The organism is Nocardioides scoriae (assembly GCF_900104965.1).
GTDB classification, from domain to species: Bacteria; Actinomycetota; Actinomycetes; order Propionibacteriales; family Nocardioidaceae; genus Marmoricola; species Marmoricola scoriae.
Genome location: NZ_LT629757.1, coordinates 3357835 through 3376314, shown reverse-complemented (window position 1 = coordinate 3376314; position 18480 = coordinate 3357835). Strand labels below are relative to the sequence as shown.

The 18480-nt window shown below is 73.9% G+C and carries 17 protein-coding genes; 3 read left to right on the top strand and 14 right to left on the bottom strand.

The window, feature by feature from the left end; all coding sequences use genetic code 11:
* From BLU55_RS15975 to BLU55_RS15955, 5 genes are all read right to left on the bottom strand, one after another.
* Positions 1-1344, bottom strand: coding sequence for a S8 family serine peptidase (locus BLU55_RS15975; RefSeq protein ID WP_091731711.1), 1344 nt, complete (start codon positions 1342-1344; stop codon positions 1-3).
* Positions 1341-1910, bottom strand: a complete 570-nt coding sequence (locus BLU55_RS15970; protein WP_091731707.1) for a hypothetical protein — start codon at positions 1908-1910, stop codon at positions 1341-1343. The genes BLU55_RS15975 and BLU55_RS15970 overlap by 4 nt, the downstream gene beginning before the upstream one ends.
* Positions 1911-2037: 127 nt before the next feature.
* On the bottom strand, positions 2038-2331 hold the full coding sequence (locus tag BLU55_RS15965) for a WXG100 family type VII secretion target (RefSeq protein WP_091731704.1): 294 nt from the start codon (positions 2329-2331) through the stop codon (positions 2038-2040).
* 27 nt (positions 2332-2358) lie between these two features.
* Positions 2359-2670 carry a WXG100 family type VII secretion target gene (locus BLU55_RS15960; RefSeq protein WP_091731701.1) on the bottom strand — a complete coding sequence of 104 codons (312 nt, stop codon included), beginning with the start codon at positions 2668-2670 and terminating at the stop codon, positions 2359-2361.
* Positions 2671-2883: 213 nt separating this feature from the next.
* Positions 2884-4365 carry a ubiquitin family protein gene (locus tag BLU55_RS15955; protein WP_091731698.1) on the bottom strand — a complete coding sequence of 494 codons (1482 nt, stop codon included), beginning with the start codon at positions 4363-4365 and terminating at the stop codon, positions 2884-2886.
* A 206-nt stretch (positions 4366-4571) separates the two neighbouring features.
* On the opposite strand from BLU55_RS15955, the gene eccCa reads away from it, so the two are divergent.
* Positions 4572-8561 (top strand): type VII secretion protein EccCa, encoded by a 3990-nt coding sequence (gene eccCa, locus BLU55_RS15950; protein ID WP_231916917.1) that lies wholly within the window; start codon positions 4572-4574, stop codon positions 8559-8561.
* Between the two features lie 59 nt (positions 8562-8620).
* On the opposite strand, the gene BLU55_RS15945 is transcribed toward eccCa, so the two are convergent.
* The 8 genes from BLU55_RS15945 to BLU55_RS15910 all read right to left on the bottom strand — a co-directional run bounded on the left by BLU55_RS15945 (position 8621) and on the right by BLU55_RS15910 (position 15468).
* Positions 8621-8812 (bottom strand): hypothetical protein, encoded by a 192-nt coding sequence (locus tag BLU55_RS15945; RefSeq protein WP_157682906.1) that lies wholly within the window; start codon positions 8810-8812, stop codon positions 8621-8623.
* A complete protein-coding gene (locus tag BLU55_RS15940) occupies positions 8809-9240 on the bottom strand; it encodes an SRPBCC family protein (RefSeq protein WP_091731693.1) in 432 nt (143 codons plus the stop codon). The genes BLU55_RS15945 and BLU55_RS15940 overlap by 4 nt, the downstream gene beginning before the upstream one ends.
* Positions 9240-10124 carry a phosphoribosylaminoimidazolesuccinocarboxamide synthase gene (locus BLU55_RS15935; protein WP_456237711.1) on the bottom strand — a complete coding sequence of 295 codons (885 nt, stop codon included), beginning with the start codon at positions 10122-10124 and terminating at the stop codon, positions 9240-9242. The genes BLU55_RS15940 and BLU55_RS15935 overlap by 1 nt, the downstream gene beginning before the upstream one ends.
* A 122-nt stretch (positions 10125-10246) precedes the next feature.
* On the bottom strand, positions 10247-10435 hold the full coding sequence (locus BLU55_RS15930; protein ID WP_091731690.1) for a hypothetical protein: 189 nt from the start codon (positions 10433-10435) through the stop codon (positions 10247-10249).
* A gap of 164 nt (positions 10436-10599) precedes the next feature.
* On the bottom strand, positions 10600-12156 hold the full coding sequence (locus BLU55_RS15925; RefSeq protein WP_091731688.1) for a M28 family metallopeptidase: 1557 nt from the start codon (positions 12154-12156) through the stop codon (positions 10600-10602).
* A gap of 161 nt (positions 12157-12317) precedes the next feature.
* On the bottom strand, positions 12318-13736 hold the full coding sequence (gene purB, locus BLU55_RS15920; protein ID WP_091731685.1) for an adenylosuccinate lyase: 1419 nt from the start codon (positions 13734-13736) through the stop codon (positions 12318-12320).
* Entirely contained in the window at positions 13733-14980 is a 1248-nt protein-coding gene (gene purD / locus BLU55_RS15915; RefSeq protein WP_091731683.1) for a phosphoribosylamine--glycine ligase, read from the bottom strand. The genes purB and purD overlap by 4 nt, the downstream gene beginning before the upstream one ends.
* Before the next feature lie 26 nt (positions 14981-15006).
* Positions 15007-15468: a MarR family winged helix-turn-helix transcriptional regulator gene (locus tag BLU55_RS15910; RefSeq protein ID WP_231916915.1), complete on the bottom strand. Its 462-nt coding sequence runs from the start codon at positions 15466-15468 to the stop codon at positions 15007-15009.
* A gap of 35 nt (positions 15469-15503) precedes the next feature.
* Between BLU55_RS15910 and BLU55_RS15905 the strand changes: the two genes are divergently transcribed.
* On the top strand, positions 15504-16139 hold the full coding sequence (locus BLU55_RS15905) for a maleylpyruvate isomerase family mycothiol-dependent enzyme (RefSeq protein ID WP_091731680.1): 636 nt from the start codon (positions 15504-15506) through the stop codon (positions 16137-16139).
* Here BLU55_RS15905 and BLU55_RS15900 read toward each other — a convergent pair.
* Entirely contained in the window at positions 16129-17412 is a 1284-nt protein-coding gene (locus tag BLU55_RS15900) for an adenylosuccinate synthase (protein ID WP_091731677.1), read from the bottom strand. The genes BLU55_RS15905 and BLU55_RS15900 overlap by 11 nt on opposite strands.
* Positions 17413-17569: 157 nt before the next feature.
* Here BLU55_RS15900 and BLU55_RS15895 point away from each other — a divergent pair, with 157 nt between their 5' ends.
* The gene (locus tag BLU55_RS15895) at positions 17570-18472 is read left to right on the top strand and encodes a diacylglycerol/lipid kinase family protein (RefSeq protein ID WP_231916914.1); all 903 of its coding nucleotides are present in this window, start codon (positions 17570-17572) and stop codon (positions 18470-18472) included.
* Positions 18473-18480 lie beyond the last annotated feature (8 nt).

Below are 18480 nucleotides of genomic sequence, written 5' to 3'. Positions count from 1 at the left end.
TCATGCGCTGCCTCCCGCTGAGCGGCGTCGCAGCAGCAGGGCGCCGCCGCCGAGTGCCGCGAGCACGACGACGCCGAGGCCCACGGCCCACACGGGGACCGACGATCCGTCGTCGGCGGTCGAGACGGGCTCCTGGTCGGCGGCCGCACCGGCGTCCGCGGCGGTCCCGTCGCCGGAGTCCTCGCCCGCCTGGTCGCCCGACTGGTCGCCCGACTGGTCGCCCGGGGCCTCGTAGCTGCTGGCGGGGTAGGCCTCGGCGGCCTCGCTCGGCGTCTTGAGCAGCGGGTTCTCGTCGGGGTAGCCCGTCGGGTCGACCTCGAGGGTGCCCTTGAGGCTGAGGATGCCGTAGCCGGAGCGCTTGTCGAAGACGAGCCCGCCGGTGTCGTTGCGCCCGGTGTGGTGGATGACGGCCTGGATCAGCTGGTTGCCCGTGGCCTCGGGCCAGCGCGACTTGAGCACCGCGAAGGCGCCGGCCGTGATCGCGGTCGCTCCCGAGGTGCCGGTGCGGGTCGCGCCCGACGTCCATCCCCGGCCCTCGGGGAAGCCGCCGATCTGGGTCTCCACGCCCGGAGCGGCGACGGTGAGGTACTGGTCGGCGAAGTCGGCGGACTCGGGGTTCTGGCTCCACACGCGGGCGCTCGAGTCGGCGGCGGCCACGGCGACCACGCCCGGCATCGCCGCGGGGTTCTCGAAGGAGACCTCCCCCCGCTTCTCGCCCTCGCCCACGGCTCCGCTGGCCGCGACCACGACGGCGCCGGCGTCCCAGGCCCTCCTGATCGAGTCCTCGAGCCCGCCGCCGGTGCCGATGGACATGCTGATGACGTCGGCGCCCCACGCGACGGCCTTGTCGACCTGCTTGGCGATGAGGACGGCGTCGCACTCGACCAGCGACTGGTCGGGGTCGGTGTCGAAGGAGAAGAAGCGCAGCTGGGCGTCGGGGGCGACGCCGACGACGCCGGTGCCCCCGGCGGCGTTGCCCGTGCCCTGGCCCACGATGGCGGTCGTCATCGCGGTGCCGTGGTCGGCGACGTCGCCGCTCAGGTAGGGAGTGGCGGCCCCGCGGCACCCGGTGCCCTTGCTGATCTGCGCACCGCGCAGGTCGGGCACCTCGGGGTCGAGGTAGCCGTCGATCACGGCGACCTTGACGCCCTTGCCCGTAGCCACGTCGTGCACGTCGTCGAGGGACATCGCGTCGTACCACCACACGCCGGGCATGGAGGTGCGCGCCTCGGCGCGGGGCGTCGCGGCGACGCCGGGCGTGCTGGCGGCAGCCGCCCCCGACCCGACAAGCAGCAGCGCGCCCACGGTCGCGGCGGCGGCGTGCGCGGCGCGGGAGCGCCTCATCCGCTGTACGCGCCGTCGGGCGTGTCGTCCCCGGTCGGTGCGGCGGGTGCGGACGGGGTCTCGGGAGCGCCGGCGCCCGAGTCGGTGGTCGCACCACCGGCGTCCTGCTCGACCTCGACGTCGAGCGCCTCGTTGTCCTGGCGCTCCTCGTCGTAGGCCTGCTCGGCCTGGTAGCTGTCGTCGCCGGAGGCGGGGTACTGCTCGTTGACCTGGGCCATCGCGGCGGCGGCGGCCTGCTCGTCGGCCTGGCGGGCCTCCATCGCGGTCAGCGTGTCGGCGTTGGACTCGTCGACGGCGCGGTGGCTGGCGGCGTTGGCGGCCAGCGTCTCGCCGAACTGCTCGAGGTCGGCAACGACGCCGTTGATGGTCTCGACGAACACCTGGTGGGCGGCCTGCTGCTGGGCGTGGAACTCCAGGCCCGGCGGGATGCCGGCGAAGGCGTCGGCGCCGAGCGTCGCGTTGGCGAAGGTGGTGGCACCCTGCTCGGCATCGGTGCGGATGTAGCCCCGCGTCTGCTGCGCGATGGCCTCGATCTCCTCGATGAGGACGTTGATCTCGCCGCTCATGCCCCTGCTCCTGACGTCACGTGCTGCTGGCTCATCGCGCCCGGCCCCCTGGTCTGCGTGTCTGGAACTCACCGGGTGGGCCGGGCGACGTGCGCCCGACCCACCCAGGTGGTGCTGCTGCTGCGGCTCAGCCCCAGCGAGAGGCGTTGGCGCTCTCGGTGGACTGGTAGTCGCTGTTGGACTGCGTGACCGCGTTGCCGATGTCGGCCAGCAGCTGCTTCATGTCGGCCATGCCGGAGTCCCACTTGGCCTTGGCGGCCTGGTAGGACTCGGACGCCGCGCCGGTCCAGTCGGCGCGCAGCGGCGCCAGCTCGGACTCGAGGGTGTCGAGACGACCCTCGATCTGGTTGGCGGACCCCATGATGTCGGCGGCGGCCGTGTCGAGGCCGCCGAAGTTGACCTTGAGCTCTCCTGCGTTCATGTCTCTGCTCCTGTGATCGTGTCTGGGTCAGCCGAGACGGCCGGACAGGTTGCTGAAGGTGGACGACTGCTGCTCGTCGCTGGCGTTGTACGTCTGCTCCGACGACTTCAGGTTGGCCTCGAACTCGTCGAGCGCCGAGGTGATCTTGCGGGCGCTCTCGTCCCAGCGCTGCATCGTCTGCTGGAAGGCGGACGACCCTGATCCACGCCACTGGGCGCCGATCCCCGACAGCTTGCCGCGCAGGGCGGTGAGCTGCTGGTCGAGGTCGCCCTTGGCCGAGGCCACCATCTGGGCCCCGCGGTTGAGCGACTGATCCTGCTTGGTTACCTCGCCGGCCATGTCAGCCAGCCCCCTTTCGTTCGTCCCTCCGGGTTTCCGAGCCCTTCCCGGCCCCGAATGCTGCGCACCCCCCGATGGAGCACGGTGGGACGGATCACAGCGAAGATATCCCCCAGCGGTGGTGGTCAAACCGGATTCAGGCAATCAGTCTCACCGTTGGCGGACATCCGACTTGTCCGGATACGCCCGGCCGTCGAGCGCGGCCGGGCGGGGTCAGCCGACGCTGGTGCGGACCAGGTCGAACAGCCCGCACGCGAGCGGCACCAGGGCCACCACGAGCACGCCCGTCGTGGTCTCCAGGACCTCGCCGACGCGGGCCCACCAGACCGAGCGCCAGCCGCCTCCGAGCCGCACGGCGGAGACCACGACCAGCGGGGCGACCAGGACCGCGGCCGCGAAGGAGTACCACAGCGCGTCGTGCCCGAGCCGGCCGGCGACCGCGGTCCCGGTGAGCGCGACCAGCCACAGCGCGGTCACCCCGAGCAGCGTCCGCAGCACGGGCGAGCGGAAGCTGCGCGAGACCAGCGCCAGGGACGAGGCGCCCAGGACGACCAGCGCGAACCCGCCCCAGCGGGCCCAGGTCGTGGGATCGCCCCCGAGGCCCAGGACGACGAACAGACCGGTGACCGAGGCCGTCACGGCGCTCACGACCACGCCGGTGCCGACGGTGCGCTGGCTGCGACGGGCGACCTCGTGCACGAGGCGGGGCCGCACCTGGTGCCGGCGGCGACCGCCGCGCGGCTGCTCGCGCGCCGACCACGCGGTGACGGCCAGCCGGTCGAGGTCGAGCAGCACGTCGTCGTCCACGTCGACGGCGAAGGCGGGCAGCACCCGGGTGGCGACCACCGCGGCGGCGAACCCCACCGCGGCGAGCGCGAGCGGGCTGGCGCCGAGCAGCAGCCACGCCACGGCGAGGACGCACACGAGGCCCCCGGTGACCAGCCACATCCGGGCGAGGTGCTCGTCGGCACCCTCCAGGCCGGTGCGGGCGAGGGCCGCGACGACCAGGGCCGCCAGGCCGCCGACCGCGAGGGCGAGCAGCAGGCCGCCGGCGTCGGGGGACGCCGCGAGCGTGAAGCCGGCGGCACCGGCCAGACCGGGGCCGGCCAGGAAGGACCAGTCGTCCCCGGCGGTCGGGGCGGCGTCGGGCTCCTCGCCGTCGGGTCGGGGCGCCGCGACGAGCAGCGCGCCGAGCAGCAGCACGGCCGCCGCGACGGGGCGCACCCACACGGGCGCGTCGTCGGCGAAGGACAGCCCGGCCCCCACGGCGGCGGCGGCGAAGCCGGCAACGCCCGCGAGGACCAGCAGGGCGGCGGCGGCCCGGCCCGTGACCCGGCCCGTGACCCGGCGCGGGCCGCGGGCGGCCGCGGCAGCCGGCTCCGACGGGTCGGCGGTGCGTCCGGTCGCGGCGACGACCACGAGGTCGCCCTGCTCGAGCACCTGCTCCAGCGTGGCGTCCGGCGGCAGCGCCCGACCACCGGCGCGGGCGAGCGCGGGGGCGGCGGACAGGCCGACGAGGTCGGCGTACTCCCGGGCGAGGCTGGCGACGTCGAGGCCCATCGGGACGGCGAGGTCGACCCGGCCCGAGGCGCCCAGCACCGTCAGGCGGAGCGCGGTCTCGGCGCCGTGGGTGGGCCGCACGGAGGCCGGCGAGGGCTCGTCGGTCCCCGGCCCTGCCTGCTGCGTCGTCGTCATCGCGCCCCCCCCGTGGCCGAGTCCTCTGGTGGTCCTGGGATCCCCGTCCCGGCGCGGTGGCGCGTGTCCGCCAGAGGGGTTCCCACCATGGTCGTTCTGGCCCGTCACGCCGGAGAGGGCCCCTATCATCATGCCGCACGGGGGCCGTCACGTACGTCGAACGACGTCACCCCCGCTCGCACCACTTCTCGACGCGGAGGGCAGCTGTGACCGCCACCTTGGGCTCCGACCGCACGCTCGACGTGCCCCAGATGCCCCAGGGGCAGCTGCACCTCGAGCCCCCGCCGGAGCTCGAGCCCCACGAGGGCGCGAGCGGCGCGCTCATGATGGCGCTGCCGATGCTCGGCAGCGTCGGCGCGATCGTGTTCGTGGCCGCCGGCCAGGGCGGGCCGACCCGCTACATCGCGGCGGCGATGTTCCTCGTCGCCACGCTGGGCTTCGTCTTCGTCCAGGTCGACCGGCAGCGCAAGCAGCGCAGCTCCAAGGTCGCGGGAGGACGCCGGGAGTACCTGCGCTACCTCGCCGGCGTCCGCGCCCAGGTCCGCGAGGCGGCCGACCAGCAGCGGCGCAGCCTCGCCTGGCGCTTCCCCGAGCCCACCGCCCTGCCGGCCCTGGCCGAGGAGCGGTCGCGGCTGTGGGAGCGCGGCAAGGACGACGAGGAGTTCCTCCAGGTCCGCTTCGGCGTGACCTCGCAGGCGCTGGCGCTGGAGCTGGTGGCCCCGGAGTCGGCCCCGATCGACCAGCTCGACCCCGTCTCGGCCTCCGCCCTGCACCGGCTGATCGCGGTCCACCGGGTGCAGCCCGACCTGCCCGCCGCGCTGCGGCTCGGCGCCTTCAGCCGGGTCGAGCTGACGGGCGAGGCCGAGCAGTCGCGGGCCCTGGCCCGGGCCCTGGTGACCTCGGCGACCGCCGCCCACGCGCCGCAGGACCTGCTCGTGGCCGTGCTGGCCTCGCAGGACAACCTCGCCGCCTGGGACTGGGTCAAGTGGCTGCCCCACGCCCACAGCCCCGAGCAGAACGACGCACTCGGCCGCAGCCGGATGGTGAGCGACTCCCTCGAGGACGTCTTCTCGATGCTCCCGCCCGAGCTGCGCGACCGGCCCCGCTTCACCGGCGAGGGCCAGGAGGCGCGTCCGCACCTGCTGCTCGTGGTGGACGGCGGCGCGCTGCCCCCCGGCAACAGCCTGCTGCCCGAGGAGGGCCTGGAGGGGATCACCGTCCTCGACCTGCCCGCCTCGTGGGGCGACCTGGAGGACCCCAGCCGGCTGCGCCTGCACCTCGAGCCCGCGGCCCTGCCCGACGGTCGCGTGCCGCTGACGGCGCTGCGGCTGCGCGAGGCGCCGACGAAGGCCGCCGGCGACCAGATGGCCCTGGCCACCGCCGAGGCGTTCGCCCGCCGCCTGGCGCCCCTGGAGATGCAGGACGGCCCGGTGCGGGAGGACCCCAGCGCCGCCACCCCCGAGCTGCTCGACCTGCTCGGCCTGGGCGACGTGCACGACCTCGACCTCACCAAGGCCTGGAGCAAGCGCCCCGCCCGCGACCGGCTCCGGGTGCCCATCGGCACCGGCGAGGCCGGCTCGCCGATCCACCTCGACATCAAGGAGTCCGCCCAGCAGGGCATGGGCCCGCACGGCCTGGTCATCGGCGCCACCGGCTCGGGCAAGTCGGAGTTCCTGCGCACCCTGGTGCTCGGCCTGCTCGCCACCCACTCCAGCGAGACGCTCAACATGGTGCTCGTCGACTTCAAGGGCGGCGCGACCTTCGCCGGTCTCGCGGACGCGCCCCACGTGTCCGCGGTGATCACCAACCTCGAGGGCGAGCTCACCCTGGTCGACCGCATGCAGGACGCGCTGTCGGGCGAGATGGTCCGGCGCCAGGAGCTGCTCCGCGCGGCCGGCAACTACGCCTCGGTCCGCGACTACGAGAAGGCCCGCGCCGAGGGCGCCGACCTCGAGCCGCTGCCCAGCCTGTTCATCTGCGTCGACGAGTTCTCCGAGATGCTCTCGGCCAAGCCCGACTTCATCGAGCTCTTCGTCGCCATCGGCCGCCTCGGCCGCTCGCTCGGCCTGCACCTGCTGCTCGCCTCGCAGCGCCTGGAGGAGGGCCGCCTGCGCGGCCTCGAGAGCCACCTGTCCTACCGCGTCGGCCTGCGGACCTTCTCGGGCGCCGAGTCGCGGGCCGTCCTCGGCGTGCCGGACGCCTACGAGCTGCCGCCCGTGCCGGGCCTGGGCTACCTCAAGCCCGACCAGTCCACGCTGCTGCGCTTCAAGGCGTCGTACGTCTCCGGACCACCGCCCCGCCGCAGCCGTCGCGGGCGCGCCGCCGGCAGCACGACCACCACGATCCTGCCCTTCACCACCGCCCACGTGCTGCCCCCGCGGGTCGACTCCGACGAGCACCAGGAGGTCGCGCCCGTCGCCGCGGCTCCCGCCGACTCGCGCTCGGTCCTCGACATCGCCGTCGACCTGATGGTCGGCCAGGGCCCCGAGGCCCACCAGGTCTGGCTGCCCCCGCTGGAGCTGCCCGACAGCCTCGACCAGCTGATGGGCGACCTGGCCGAGACCCCCGAGCACGGCCTGCACTCCCCCGGGTGGCGCTCGCGCGGCGGCCTGGTCGTCCCCCTCGGCATCGTCGACCGGCCGCGCGAGCAGCGCCGCGACGTCCTCGAGGCCGACCTGTCGGGCGCTGGTGGCCACGTCGCCGTCGTCGGCGGACCCCGGTCGGGCAAGAGCACGCTGCTGCGCACCATCGTGGCCAGCGTCGCGCTGACCACGACCCCCCAGGAGTCGCAGTTCTACGTCCTCGACTTCGGCGGCGGCACCTTCGCGCCCATGGTCGCCTCGCCCCACGTCGCCGGCGTGGCCACGCGCTCGGAGCCCGACGTCGTGCGCCGCACCTTCGCCGAGGTCACCGGCATCGTCGACCGGCGCGAGAAGTACTTCCGCAGCCAGGGCATCGACTCCATCGAGACCTACCGCCAGCGCCGCGCGGCCGGCACCGCCGACGACGGCTACGGCGACGTCTTCCTCGTCGTCGACGGCTGGGGCACGCTGCGCTCGGACTTCGACGACCTCGAGATGCAGATCCAGGTGCTGGCCCAGCGCGGCCTCACCTTCGGCCTGCACGTGATCACCGCCGCCAGCCGGTGGGCCGACTACCGCGCAGCGATCCGCGACCTGTTCGGCAACCGCTTCGAGCTGCGGCTCGGCGACCCGCTCGACTCCGAGATCGACCGCAAGGTCGCCCAGCTGGTGCCGTCGGGTCGTCCCGGTCGCGGCATCGTGCAGCGGTGGGGCAGCAAGCTGCACTTCCTCGCGGCGCTGCCCCGGGTCGACGACAGCTCCGACCCGCGCACGGTCGGCCAGGGCGTCGAGGACTTCGTCGAGCGCAGCCGCAAGGCGTGGACCGGCCCGCAGGGCCCCAAGCTCCGGCTGCTGCCCGAGCGCGTGGACCTCACCGACGTGCTGGCCCAGGCCGAGCGTCGCCACGGGCTGACCGACGGGCTGGTCTACCTCGCGATCGACGAGCGCGACCTCGCGCCGGTCGGCCTCGACGTCGACCGCGAGCCCCACCTGCTGGTCTTCGGCGACTCCCGCTCGGGCAAGAGCGCGCTGCTGCGCACCTACCTGCGGGAGGTCATGCGCACGCGCACGACGGCCCAGGCCCAGGTGTTCACCGTCGACTACCGGCGCTCGCTGCTCGGCGAGGTGCCCGAGGACTACCAGGTCGAGTACCTCACCAACGCCTCGCAGGCGGACCCGGTGATCAAGGAGCTCGCGGCGTACCTGCAGACCCGGCTCCCGGGCGGCGACGTCACGCCGCAGCAGCTGCGCGACCGCTCCTGGTGGACCGGCGCGGAGGTGTTCGTCGTGGTCGACGACTACGACCTCGTCGTCACCGGCTCCAGCTCGCCGCTGGCCCCGCTCGTGCCGCTGCTCGGCCAGGCCCGCGACGTCGGCCTGCACCTGGTGGTAGCGCGGCGCTCCGGTGGCGCGGCCCGGGCGATGTACGAGCCCGTCATCCAGTCGCTGCGCGAGCTCGCCATGCCGGGCCTGCTGCTCTCGGGCGACCCGCAGGAGGGCCAGCTCGTCGGCACCACCAAGCCGCGCAAGTCCGTGGCCGGCCGTGGCCAGCTCGTCACCCGCGACCGCGGGGTCGACGTGGTGCAGGTGGCCTGGCGCGACCCGGAGCTCTGAGCCCCGGGCCGGTCCGGTGGGGTCGGGCCGGGCCTGGTCCGGTGCCTACTGCCTACTGCCTACTGCCGGGGGCCGCGCAGGGCGACCAGGCCCAGCGCCACCCCGAAGCCCGCGACGACCGGGCCGATCAGCGACCACAGCCGCACGCCCGACATGAAGCTGCCCTGCACGTAGCCCAGGCCCTGGAGCGTCCACAGCAGCCCGACCAGGACCATCAGGCCGGACAGCGTCATCAGCACGACGCGCCTCACGGGTGGTGCCTCTCGGAGAGGATCCGACCGGCCGTGGCGAGGTCGGCCCGCACGGCGGGCAGGCCGACCGTGGTGGCGGCGACGCCGATCGCCGACCAGGCCCCGCGGCCGTGGACGGAGAACTCCGCGTGGACACGGCAGCCGGAGCCGTGCGGCTCGAAGCGCAGCGTCAGGTCGGCGGCGATGCCGCGCCAGGTGCCGGTCTCGGACCACTCCGTGGCGGGGGCGTACGCCGTGGTGCGCATCGCCGCGACCAGCCCGACGGCCGTGTGGTCGAGCCACCGCTGGCCGTCGTGGGCCGGGCCGGGGTCGAGCACCTCGACGCGGCGCAGCGAGGACTGCCACTCCGGCCGGTGGGTCGGGTCGCTGAGGTAGTCGAAGGCCACCTCGGCGGGGACGTCGTAGAGCAGCGTGGTGGAGCGTCGCATCAGAACCGCTCCCCCGTCAGGCGCTCGTAGGCCTCGACGTAGCGCGAGCGGGTGCGCTCGACCACCTCGTCGGGCAGCGGCGGCGGGGGCTGGCCGGTGCTGCGGTCCCAGCCGCTCTCGCCGGTGAGCCAGTTGCGCACGACCTGCTTGTCGAAGGAGCTCTGCACGCGGCCGGGCTCCCAGTCGTCGGCGGGCCAGTAGCGGCTGGAGTCGGGGGTGAGCACCTCGTCGCCCAGCACGATGGTGCCGACCTCGCCGCGCGACGCGTCGCGGCGCGTGCCGAACTCGAGCTTGGTGTCGGCCAGCAGGATGCCGCGCTCGCGGGCGACCTGCTCGGCCCGGGCGTAGACGGCCAGGGTCAGGTCGCGCAGCTCGGCGGCGGGCCCGGCGCCGATGTCGCCGGCGACCGCCTCGAAGGAGACGTTCTCGTCGTGGTCGCCGAGCGCCGCCTTGGTCGCGGGCGTGAAGATCGGTTCGGGGAGCCGGCTCGCCTCGGTCAGGCCGCCGGGCAGGCGTACGCCGCACACCTCGCCCGTCGCTTGGTAGTCGAGCAGGCCCGAGCCGGTCAGGTAGCCGCGGGCCACGCACTCGACGGGGTACATCGCGAGCTCCTCGCACACGACGGCCCGGCCGCGCACGGGCTCGGGGACCTCGGTGGAGACGACGTGGTGCGGCACCAGGTCGGCCAGCTGGTCGAACCACCACAGCGACATCCGGGTGAGGATCTCGCCCTTGTCGGGGATGGGGGTGTCGAGCACGTAGTCGTAGGCCGAGATCCGGTCGCTGGCCACCATCAGCAGCCGACCGTCGTCGAGGCGGTAGAGGTCGCGGACCTTGCCGGAGTGGAGGTGCGCGGCACCCGCGATCACGGGGGCGGGCGGGATGTTGTGCACGCGCGCAGCCTACGGGGAGGCCGGATCCGGCCGTCCCGACCCCGGACGCGACGAAGGGACGCACCGGGTGTCCGGTGCGTCCCTAAGTCGGTCTCGGGCGTTCGTGACTCGGGTCAGAGGATCGCCTTGAGGATCGCCTTGTTGGGGGCCTTGGGAGCGGCGTCCGCTGCGCCACCGGCGGCCGGCACGGCCGACACGGCGATCGCGACGGTGACGGCGAGAAGCGCTCCACGGATCCCGCGGCTCTTCATGTTCATGGTGGTGTCCCCTCCGTAGTGCTGGGCCCCGGCGGCCCGAGTCATGCACTCATCCTAGGGATGACGGAGGGTCGCGGGGGCAAAACGGACATTCAGGTGAGAAAAAACTTTCACGACACGCGGCGACGGTGCTGGCGGAGCCGCTCCGGGAGGGAGCGGCCCCGCCTCACGCGTCCTGGTCGGCCCCCCGTGGGGGGCCCGGCCGGGCCTTAGCGCAGGGCGCCGTGACCCTGCACGCGGGCGCCCGCGGCCCGGGCGGACCGGGACTTGAACTGCCCCTGGCTGGTGAGCGACTTGCCGCTCCTGGCCAGCGTGTAGACCGAGTGGGCGACGGCGTCGGACATCTGGTCGAGCGCCTGGCGGTTGATGTTGTCGCGGTCGTCGCAGGCCTGGTGGTAGCAGGCGTCGTACGCCTCGCCGGCGGTGCCGCCGTAGATCCGGGCCTGGCGCGCGGTCTTGACCTCCTCGGCGCCGGTGAACAGCCCACCGGCGGCGATGCCGTTCTCGATGAACGGGCCGTAGTCGCTGCGGCCGTCGAAGGCGGTCGGCTCGGTGGCGAGCTTCTGGGACCTGAAGTAGTTCACGAACAGGTCCTCGATCTGGGCCGAGCCCTCCGGACCGTCGACGCCGGTGCCGAGCGAGTTGTCGCCGTCGTAGACGAAGCGCACGAAGTTGGGCGAGCCGACCATGTCGAAGTTGAGGTAGGCCTCGATGTCCTCCAGCGCACCGGGGTTGTCGGCCTTGAGGCCGTCGACGTAGTCGTAGGAGCCGAGCAGGCCGAGCTCCTCGGCGCCCCACCAGGCGAAGCGGACCTTCTTCTTGAGGGTCTTCTGCTTGGCCAGCTGCTCGGCGACCTCGAGGATCGTGGCCGAGCCGGAGCCGTTGTCGTTGATGCCGGGGCCCTCGGGGACGCTGTCGAGGTGGGCGCCGGCCATGACGACCCGGCCCGGGTCGCCCTTGGCGGTCTCGGCCACGACGTTGTAGGTCTTGCGGACCTCGCTGGTGGTCTCGGTGACGACGCGGGCGGTGGTGCCCTGGGCGCCGAGCTCGACGCCGGCGTCGTAGCTGATGCCGAGCACCGGGATGGTGATGCCCGGCTCGCCGAGCGTGCCGGCGACGGGGCCGGTCTCGTCGGTGGTGCCGCGGTTGAGCACGAGCACCGCGCTGGCGCCGGCCTCGCTGGCGTTGAGCGCCTTGTCGTAGAAGCTGCAGGTGCCACGCTGGATGAGGGCGATGCTGCCCGCGGTGAAGCCGGCGAAGTCGGAGTCCTCGCAGCCGCTCGTCGAGGTCTCGGTGCGCTCGAAGGTGGTGTCGACGACCTGGACCGCGGCCGTGACGTCGCCGCTCCCGGAGTAGGTCATCGTGGCGAAGTCGGCGGGCTCGGCGTACGTCTTGGCGCTGGGCGAGACCCGCGCGAGCTGGGCGGCGCCGTCCTCGGAGAAGAACGGGAAGTCGAAGGACTGGACCTGGGGCTTGTAGCCCGCGGCACGCAGCTTCTTCACGACGTAGTCGCGCGAGGCGGCGTAGCCGGGGGTGCCGCTGGCGCGGGTGCCGTCGTGGTCGTCGGCGATGCCCTGGAAGGCGTCCAGGTGCTGCTCGATGCCCTTCACGGTGACGGCCTTGCGGAACTGCTTCGACGCCTGGCTGACGGTCGGCTTCTTGGCCGGCTTGGCCTCGGCGACGCCGCCGCTGGTGGCGACGAGCGCGGCGGTGGTGACGGCGGCGGTCGCCGTCAGCAGGCCGCGCCGGGTGCGGGACAGGTTCATGTTGCTCCTCGAGACGAGCCTCGCCCCGTGGATCTCACGGAGGCGGGTCAGAACCCGTCGAACCTATGCGGCCCCCGCCGACGACCGCCAGGGTCGCCGACCGGTCCGTGACCGCTTCGTGACCTGCGTGTCCGCGGCCGCCGCGCCGCTGCGCGCGAGGGTCAGAGGATGGCGCCGGGGGCGTATGCCGCGCCCTCCGGGTCGGCGTCGACGACCTCGGCGACCCGCCGCACGACCGCCTGGACCTGGTCGCGCGCGGCCCCGGTGAACTCGATGGGCTCGGCCACGAGGGTGTCGATCTGGGCGCGCGTGAGCCCCAGCCGCTCGTCGCCGGCGAGCCGGGCGAACAGGTCGTTCTCGGCCAGCCCCTGGCGCATCTCCAGCGCCACCCCGACCGCGTGCTCCTTGACGACCTCGTGGGCCTGCTCGCGGCCCACGCCGTTGCGCACCGCCGCCATCAGCACCTTGGTGGTGGTGAGGAACGGCAGGTAGCGATCGAGCTCGCGCTGCACGACGGCCGGGAACACGCCGAACTCGTCGAGCACGGTGAGGAAGGTCTGGAACAGACCGTCGAGGGCGAAGAACGCGTCGGGCAGGGCCACCCGGCGCACGACGGAGCACGAGACGTCGCCCTCGTTCCACTGGTCGCCCGCCAGCTCGCCGACCATCGAGAGGTGCCCGCGGAGCACCACGGCGAGGCCGTTGACCCGCTCGCAGGAGCGGGTGTTCATCTTGTGGGGCATCGCCGACGAGCCGACCTGGCCCTCCTTGAAGCCCTCGGTCACCAGCTCGATGCCGGCCATCAGCCGGATCGTGGTGGCGAGGTTGGAGGGGCCGGCGCTCAGCTGCACGAGCGCGGAGACCACGTCGAAGTCGAGGGAGCGCGGGTAGACCTGGCCGACGCTGGTCAGCACGCGGGCGAACCCGAGGTGGTCGGCGACGCGCTGCTCGAGGTCGGCGAGGCCGGCGGTCGAGCCGTCGAGCAGGTCGAGCATGTCCTGGGAGGTGCCCATCGGACCCTTGATGCCGCGCAGCGGGTAGCGGCCCACCAGGTCGTCGAGGCGCTCGAGGCCGACCAGCACCTCGTCGGCGACGGTGGCGAAGCGCTTGCCCAGGGTGGTGGCCTGGGCGGCGACGTTGTGGGAGCGGCCCGCCATCACGAGGCTCTCGTGCTCGGTGGCCAGGCGGGCCAGCCGGGCGAGCGTGGCGACCACCCGCTGGCGCACCAGCCGCAGGCTCGAGAGCACCTGGAGCTGCTCGACGTTCTCGGTCAGGTCGCGCGAGGTCATGCCCTTGTGGACGTGCTCGTGGCCGGCCAGCGCGCAGAACTCCTCGATGCGCGCCTTGACGTCGTGGCGGGTGACCCGCTCGCGGGCCGCGATGCTGGCCAGGTCGACCTGGTCGACGACGGCCTCGTAGTCCTCGACGACGCCGTCGGGGACGTCGACGCCCAGGTCGCGCTGGGCGCGGAGCACGGCGATCCACAGCTGCCGCTCGAGCACGATCTTGTGCTCGGGCGACCAGATCGCGGCGAGGTCGGCCGCGGCGTACCGGGTGGCGAGGACGTTGGGGACGCTCATGCGGACTCCTCCTGGGCCGCCTTCGCGGCGATGTCGGTGCGCCACTGGGCGCCCGTGAAGCTGATCTCGGCGACGCCGCGGTAGGCGCGGTCGCGGGCGTCGGCGACGTCGTCGCCGACCGCGGTGACGGCCAGGACGCGCCCCCCTGCGGTCACCAGGTCGCCGTCGCGCAGGGCCGTGCCGGCGTGGACGACGTCGGCGTGGGCCTGCGCCTGCTCGGTGCCGGTGATGACGTCGCCGGAGCTCGAGCCCTCGGGGTAGCCGCGGCTGGCCATGACGACGGCGACCGCCGCGCCGCTGCGCCACCGCGGCGGGTCGACCTCGTGGAGGGCGGCGTCGGCGCTGGCCTTGAGCAGCACGCCCAGCGGGGAGTCGAGCAGCGCGAGCAGCGGCTGCGTCTCCGGGTCGCCGAAGCGGGCGTTGAACTCCACCACCCGGGTGCCGCGCGAGGTGAGCGCGAGGCCGGCGTACAGCAGGCCGGCGAAGGGGGTGTCGCGGCGGGCCAGCTCGTCGACGGTCGGCTGCAGCACCGAGTCGAGCACCTCGGCGACCAGGCCGGGCGGCGCCCACGGCAGCGGCGTGTAGGCGCCCATGCCGCCGGTGTTGGGGCCGGCGTCGCCGTCGCCGATGCGCTTGAAGTCCTGGGCGGGCTGCAGCGGGTAGACGGTGTAGCCGTCGGTCAGCGCGAACAGCGAGACCTCGGGGCCGTCGAGGAACTCCTCGACCAGCACCTGCTCGCAGGCCAGCGCGTGCGCCAGCGCGACCTCGCGGTCCTCGGTGACGACCACGCCCTTGCCGGCGGCGAGGCCGTCCTCCTTGACGACGTACGGCGGGCCGAACGCGTCGAGCGCCTCCTCGGCCTGCTCGGGCGTGGTGCACACCCGGGCCATGGCCGTCGGCACCCCGGCCGAGGCCATGACGTCCTTGGCGAAGGCCTTGGAGCCCTCCAGGCGGGCCGCCTCCTGCGAGGGCCCGAAGCAGCTGATCCCGCGGGCGCGCACCGCGTCGGCCACCCCCGCGACCAGCGGCGCCTCGGGCCCGACCACGACCAGGTCGATGCCGAGCGCGACGGCGAGGTCGCCGACCGCGCGGCCGTCCAGCGGGTCGACGTCGTGGAGGGTGGCGACGGCGGCGATGCCCGGGTTGCCCGGGGCCGCGTGGACCTCGCTGACGCCCGGGTCGCGGGACAGGGCGAGCGCGAGGGCGTGCTCGCGGCCGCCGGTGCCGATGACGAGGGTCTTCACGGGCGGTGATCCTATCGGCGCCGCGCTCAGGCCCACGGGTCGGTGATCTCGCGCAGCTTCTCCAGCGCCGAGCGCAGCTGCGCGGCGGCCCGCGGACCGAGGTGGGCCTCCCACTCCTCGCGCACCTCCTCCTCGGCGCGACGCGCGACCGCGCACGCCTCGGTCCCCCGCGGGGCGAAGCGGACCAGCCGGGCCCGCTGGTCGGCCGGGTCGGCCACGCGCTCGACGTAGGCCCGGCGCTCGAGCTGGTCGACGAGCGCCGTGGCGGTCTGCTTGGTCACCTGGGCCTGCTCGGCGAGGTCGCCCACGCGGGTGCCCTCGGGCCCGAGGCGGGCGAAGACGCGGGCCTGGGTGACGGTCAGGTCGTCGTACCCCGCCGCGTGCAGCCGCTCCATCACCCGGGTCTCCGCCGCCCGGTGCGCGATCAGGCACAGCACCCCGAGGTGGAGCTCGGGGTCTTGACCTCGGTCAGACGATCGAACCATCATGGTTCGACCATCGTACTAGTTGTTCGGAGGTCGGCATGGACGTCGACACGATCTGGGCCCACGTCGACCAGCAGCGCCTCGAGGTGGCCGACCTGCTCGACGACCTCGATGCGCAGGAGTGGGAGCACCCGTCGCTGTGCACCGACTGGCGGGTGCGCGACGTCGCGGCCCACCTGGCGCTGGCCCACACCGGGGCGGCGCAGGCCCTGGTCGACGTGGTGCGCTCCGGCGGCCGCTTCGACGTCATGATCCGCGACACCGCCCGGCGCCAGGCGCGGCGCCCCGTCGGCGAGCACGCCGCACGGCTGCGCGCGATGGTGGGGTCGCGCCGGCGCGCCCCGCTGGTCTCGCCGCTGGAGCCGCTGATCGACGTGCTCGTCCACGCCCAGGACGTCGTGCGACCGCTGGGCCGCACCCGCGCCGTCCCGCCCGACGCCGCCGCGGCGGCCGCCGAGCGCGCCTGGTCGATGGGCTTCCCGTTCCGGGCCCAGCGGCGGCTGGGTCCGGTGCGCCTGGTCGCGACCGACCACGCCTGGACGGCCGGCGAGGGCGAGGAGGTGCGAGCCCCGGTGGGCGACCTGCTGCTCCTGGTCACCGGGCGCGACGTGGTGCTGCCCGACCTCGGGGGACCGGGCGCCGACCGGCTGCGGACGCGGCTCCTCAGCCGTTGACGACGATGGTCTGCTCGCGGCCCGGGCCCACGCCGACGGCCCAGAACTTCGCGCCCGACATCTCCTCCAGCGCCTGCACGTAGCGCTGGGCGTTCTTCGGCAGGTCCTCGAAGCTGCGGCAGCCCGAGAGGTCCTCGGCCCAGCCGTCGAGGTGCTCGTAGATCGGCTTCGCGCGGTGGAACTCGCTCTGGGTCAGCGGCATCTCGTCGTGGCGGACCCCGTCGACGTCGTACGCCACGCAGACCGGGACCTTCTCCCAGCTCGACAGCACGTCGAGCTTGGTCATGAACAGCTCGGTGAGGCCGTTGACGCGGGTGGCGTAGCGGGCCACGACGGCGTCGTACCAGCCGCAGCGCCGGTCGCGACCGGTCGAGACGCCGACCTCGCCGCCGACGCGCCACAGCTTCTCGCCGTCGGCGTCGAACAGCTCGGTCGGGAACGGGCCCGAGCCGACGCGGGTGGTGTAGGCCTTGATGACGCCGATAACGCGGTCGATCCGGGTGGGCCCGACGCCCGAGCCGGTCGAGACGCCGCCGGCGACGGGGCTGCTGCTCGTCACGAACGGGTAGGTGCCGTGGTCGACGTCGAGCATGGTGGCCTGGGCGCCCTCGAAGAGCACGGTGCGGCCGTCGTCGAGCGCGCGGTTGAGCAGCAGCGAGGTGTCCTCGACCATCGGCTGCAGGCGGTCGGCGTAGGACCGGAGGTCCTCGACGACCTCCTCGACCGTGATGGCGCGACGGTTGTAGACCTTCGTCAGCAGGTGGTTCTTGACCTCGAGGGCCGCCTCGACCTTCTGCTCGAGGATGTCCTCGTCGAACAGGTCGGCGACCCGGATGCCGACGCGGTTGATCTTGTCGGCGTACGCCGGTCCGATGCCGCGGCCGGTCGTGCCGATCTTGTTCTTGCCGAGGAAGCGCTCGGTGACCTTGTCGATCGTCGAGTGGTAGGACGCGATCACGTGGGCGTTGGAGCTGACCACCAGCCGGCCGAGCTCGACGTCGCGCTCCAGCAGGGCGTCGAGCTCGCGGAACAGGGCCTCGGGCGAGATCACCACGCCGTTGGCGATCACCGAGGTGCACCCGGGGGTGAGGATGCCGCTGGGCAGCAGGTGGGTGGCGAACTTCTGGCCGTCCACGACGATGGTGTGGCCGGCGTTGTGGCCACCGCTGGTGCGGACGCAGAAGTCGATGGCGTCCTCGGTGGTGAGCAGGTCGGTGGCCTTGCCCTTGCCCTCGTCACCCCACTGGGCTCCGAGCACGACGATCGCAGGCATGTGCACCCCTCCATCAGGGTGTCGAACCGGCCCCTCGAGGGGCCCTGGACACAGCACGAGCCCGGTGGGCACCGGGCTCAGTGCGGCCTCACGCTACCACCGGGACGGCCTGCGCCGGATTCGTCCGCGTCCGGGGTGGGACCACTACCCTGACCCGGTGGACCCCTTTCTCGTCATCGCCAACGCCGAGGCGGGCGGTGGCGAGCGCGACGACCTCGACGCCGCCCTGAAGGTGCTGCGGGAGCGCGCCGACGTGGAGGTGGCCCGCACGAGCAACCCCGGGGAGCTCGACGGGGTCCTGCAGCGGGCCGGCTGCCGCACCCTGGTGGTCGCTGGTGGCGACGGCAGCCTGCACGCGGTCGTGGCGGCGCTCCACAAGCGCCACGAGCTCGGCAAGCACACCCTGGGGCTGCTGCCCCTCGGCACCGGCAACGACTTCGCCCGCACCCTCGGGATCCCGCTCGACCCCGCCGAGGCCGCCACCGCCCTGCTCGAGGGCAGCCCCCACCCGATGGACCTCGTCGTCGACGAGACCGGCGAGGTGGTGGTCAACAACGTGCACGTCGGCGCCAGCGCGCAGGCCAGCCGTCGCGGCGCCCGCTGGAAGAAGCGCCTGGGGCCCTTCGGCATCGGGATCCTGGGCTACCCGATCGGCGCCGTGCTGGCGGCCTTCCAGCCGCCGTACGTCCGGCTGCGGATCGAGGCCGACGGCGAGATCCTCGTCGACGTCGACCGTCCCGTCCTGATGGTGGCGATCGGCAACGGCGCCAGCGTCGGCGGCGGCACCGAGCTGACGCCCGACGCCGACCCCGAGGACGGCCGCCTCGACGTGATGGTCTCGCTGGCCACCGGGCCGCTGCAGCGCTTCACCTACGTCGCGGAGCTGGTGCGCGGCAAGCACGAGGAGCGCGACGACGTGCTCAGCCACCGGGCGAAGGCCGTCACCATCAGCGGGGAGGACTTCTACCTCTCCGCCGACGGCGAGATCAGCGGCCCCGAGCGCCGCCGCTCCTGGCACGTCGAGCACGGCGCCTACACGATGATCGTGCCGGGCGCGTAGCTCCGGGG

What these genes read in the sequence shown, in the direction of transcription:
- purB (WP_091731685.1), bottom strand. Translation starts at nt 13,736, where the DNA reads ATGAGCGTCCCCAACGTCCTCGCCACCCGGTACGCCGCGGCCGACCTC.
- BLU55_RS15905 (WP_091731680.1), top strand. Translation starts at nt 15,504, where the DNA reads ATGGACGTCGACACGATCTGGGCCCACGTCGACCAGCAGCGCCTCGAG.
- BLU55_RS15900 (WP_091731677.1), bottom strand. Translation starts at nt 17,412, where the DNA reads ATGCCTGCGATCGTCGTGCTCGGAGCCCAGTGGGGTGACGAGGGCAAG.
- BLU55_RS15960 (WP_091731701.1), bottom strand. Translation starts at nt 2,670, where the DNA reads ATGGCCGGCGAGGTAACCAAGCAGGATCAGTCGCTCAACCGCGGGGCC.
- BLU55_RS15930 (WP_091731690.1), bottom strand. Translation starts at nt 10,435, where the DNA reads ATGACTCGGGCCGCCGGGGCCCAGCACTACGGAGGGGACACCACCATG.
- BLU55_RS15910 (WP_231916915.1), bottom strand. Translation starts at nt 15,468, where the DNA reads ATGATGGTTCGATCGTCTGACCGAGGTCAAGACCCCGAGCTCCACCTC.
- BLU55_RS15940 (WP_091731693.1), bottom strand. Translation starts at nt 9,240, where the DNA reads ATGCGACGCTCCACCACGCTGCTCTACGACGTCCCCGCCGAGGTGGCC.
- BLU55_RS15970 (WP_091731707.1), bottom strand. Translation starts at nt 1,910, where the DNA reads ATGAGCGGCGAGATCAACGTCCTCATCGAGGAGATCGAGGCCATCGCG.
- BLU55_RS15975 (WP_091731711.1), bottom strand. Translation starts at nt 1,344, where the DNA reads ATGAGGCGCTCCCGCGCCGCGCACGCCGCCGCCGCGACCGTGGGCGCG.
- BLU55_RS15965 (WP_091731704.1), bottom strand. Translation starts at nt 2,331, where the DNA reads ATGAACGCAGGAGAGCTCAAGGTCAACTTCGGCGGCCTCGACACGGCC.
- BLU55_RS15925 (WP_091731688.1), bottom strand. Translation starts at nt 12,156, where the DNA reads ATGAACCTGTCCCGCACCCGGCGCGGCCTGCTGACGGCGACCGCCGCC.
- BLU55_RS15955 (WP_091731698.1), bottom strand. Translation starts at nt 4,365, where the DNA reads ATGACGACGACGCAGCAGGCAGGGCCGGGGACCGACGAGCCCTCGCCG.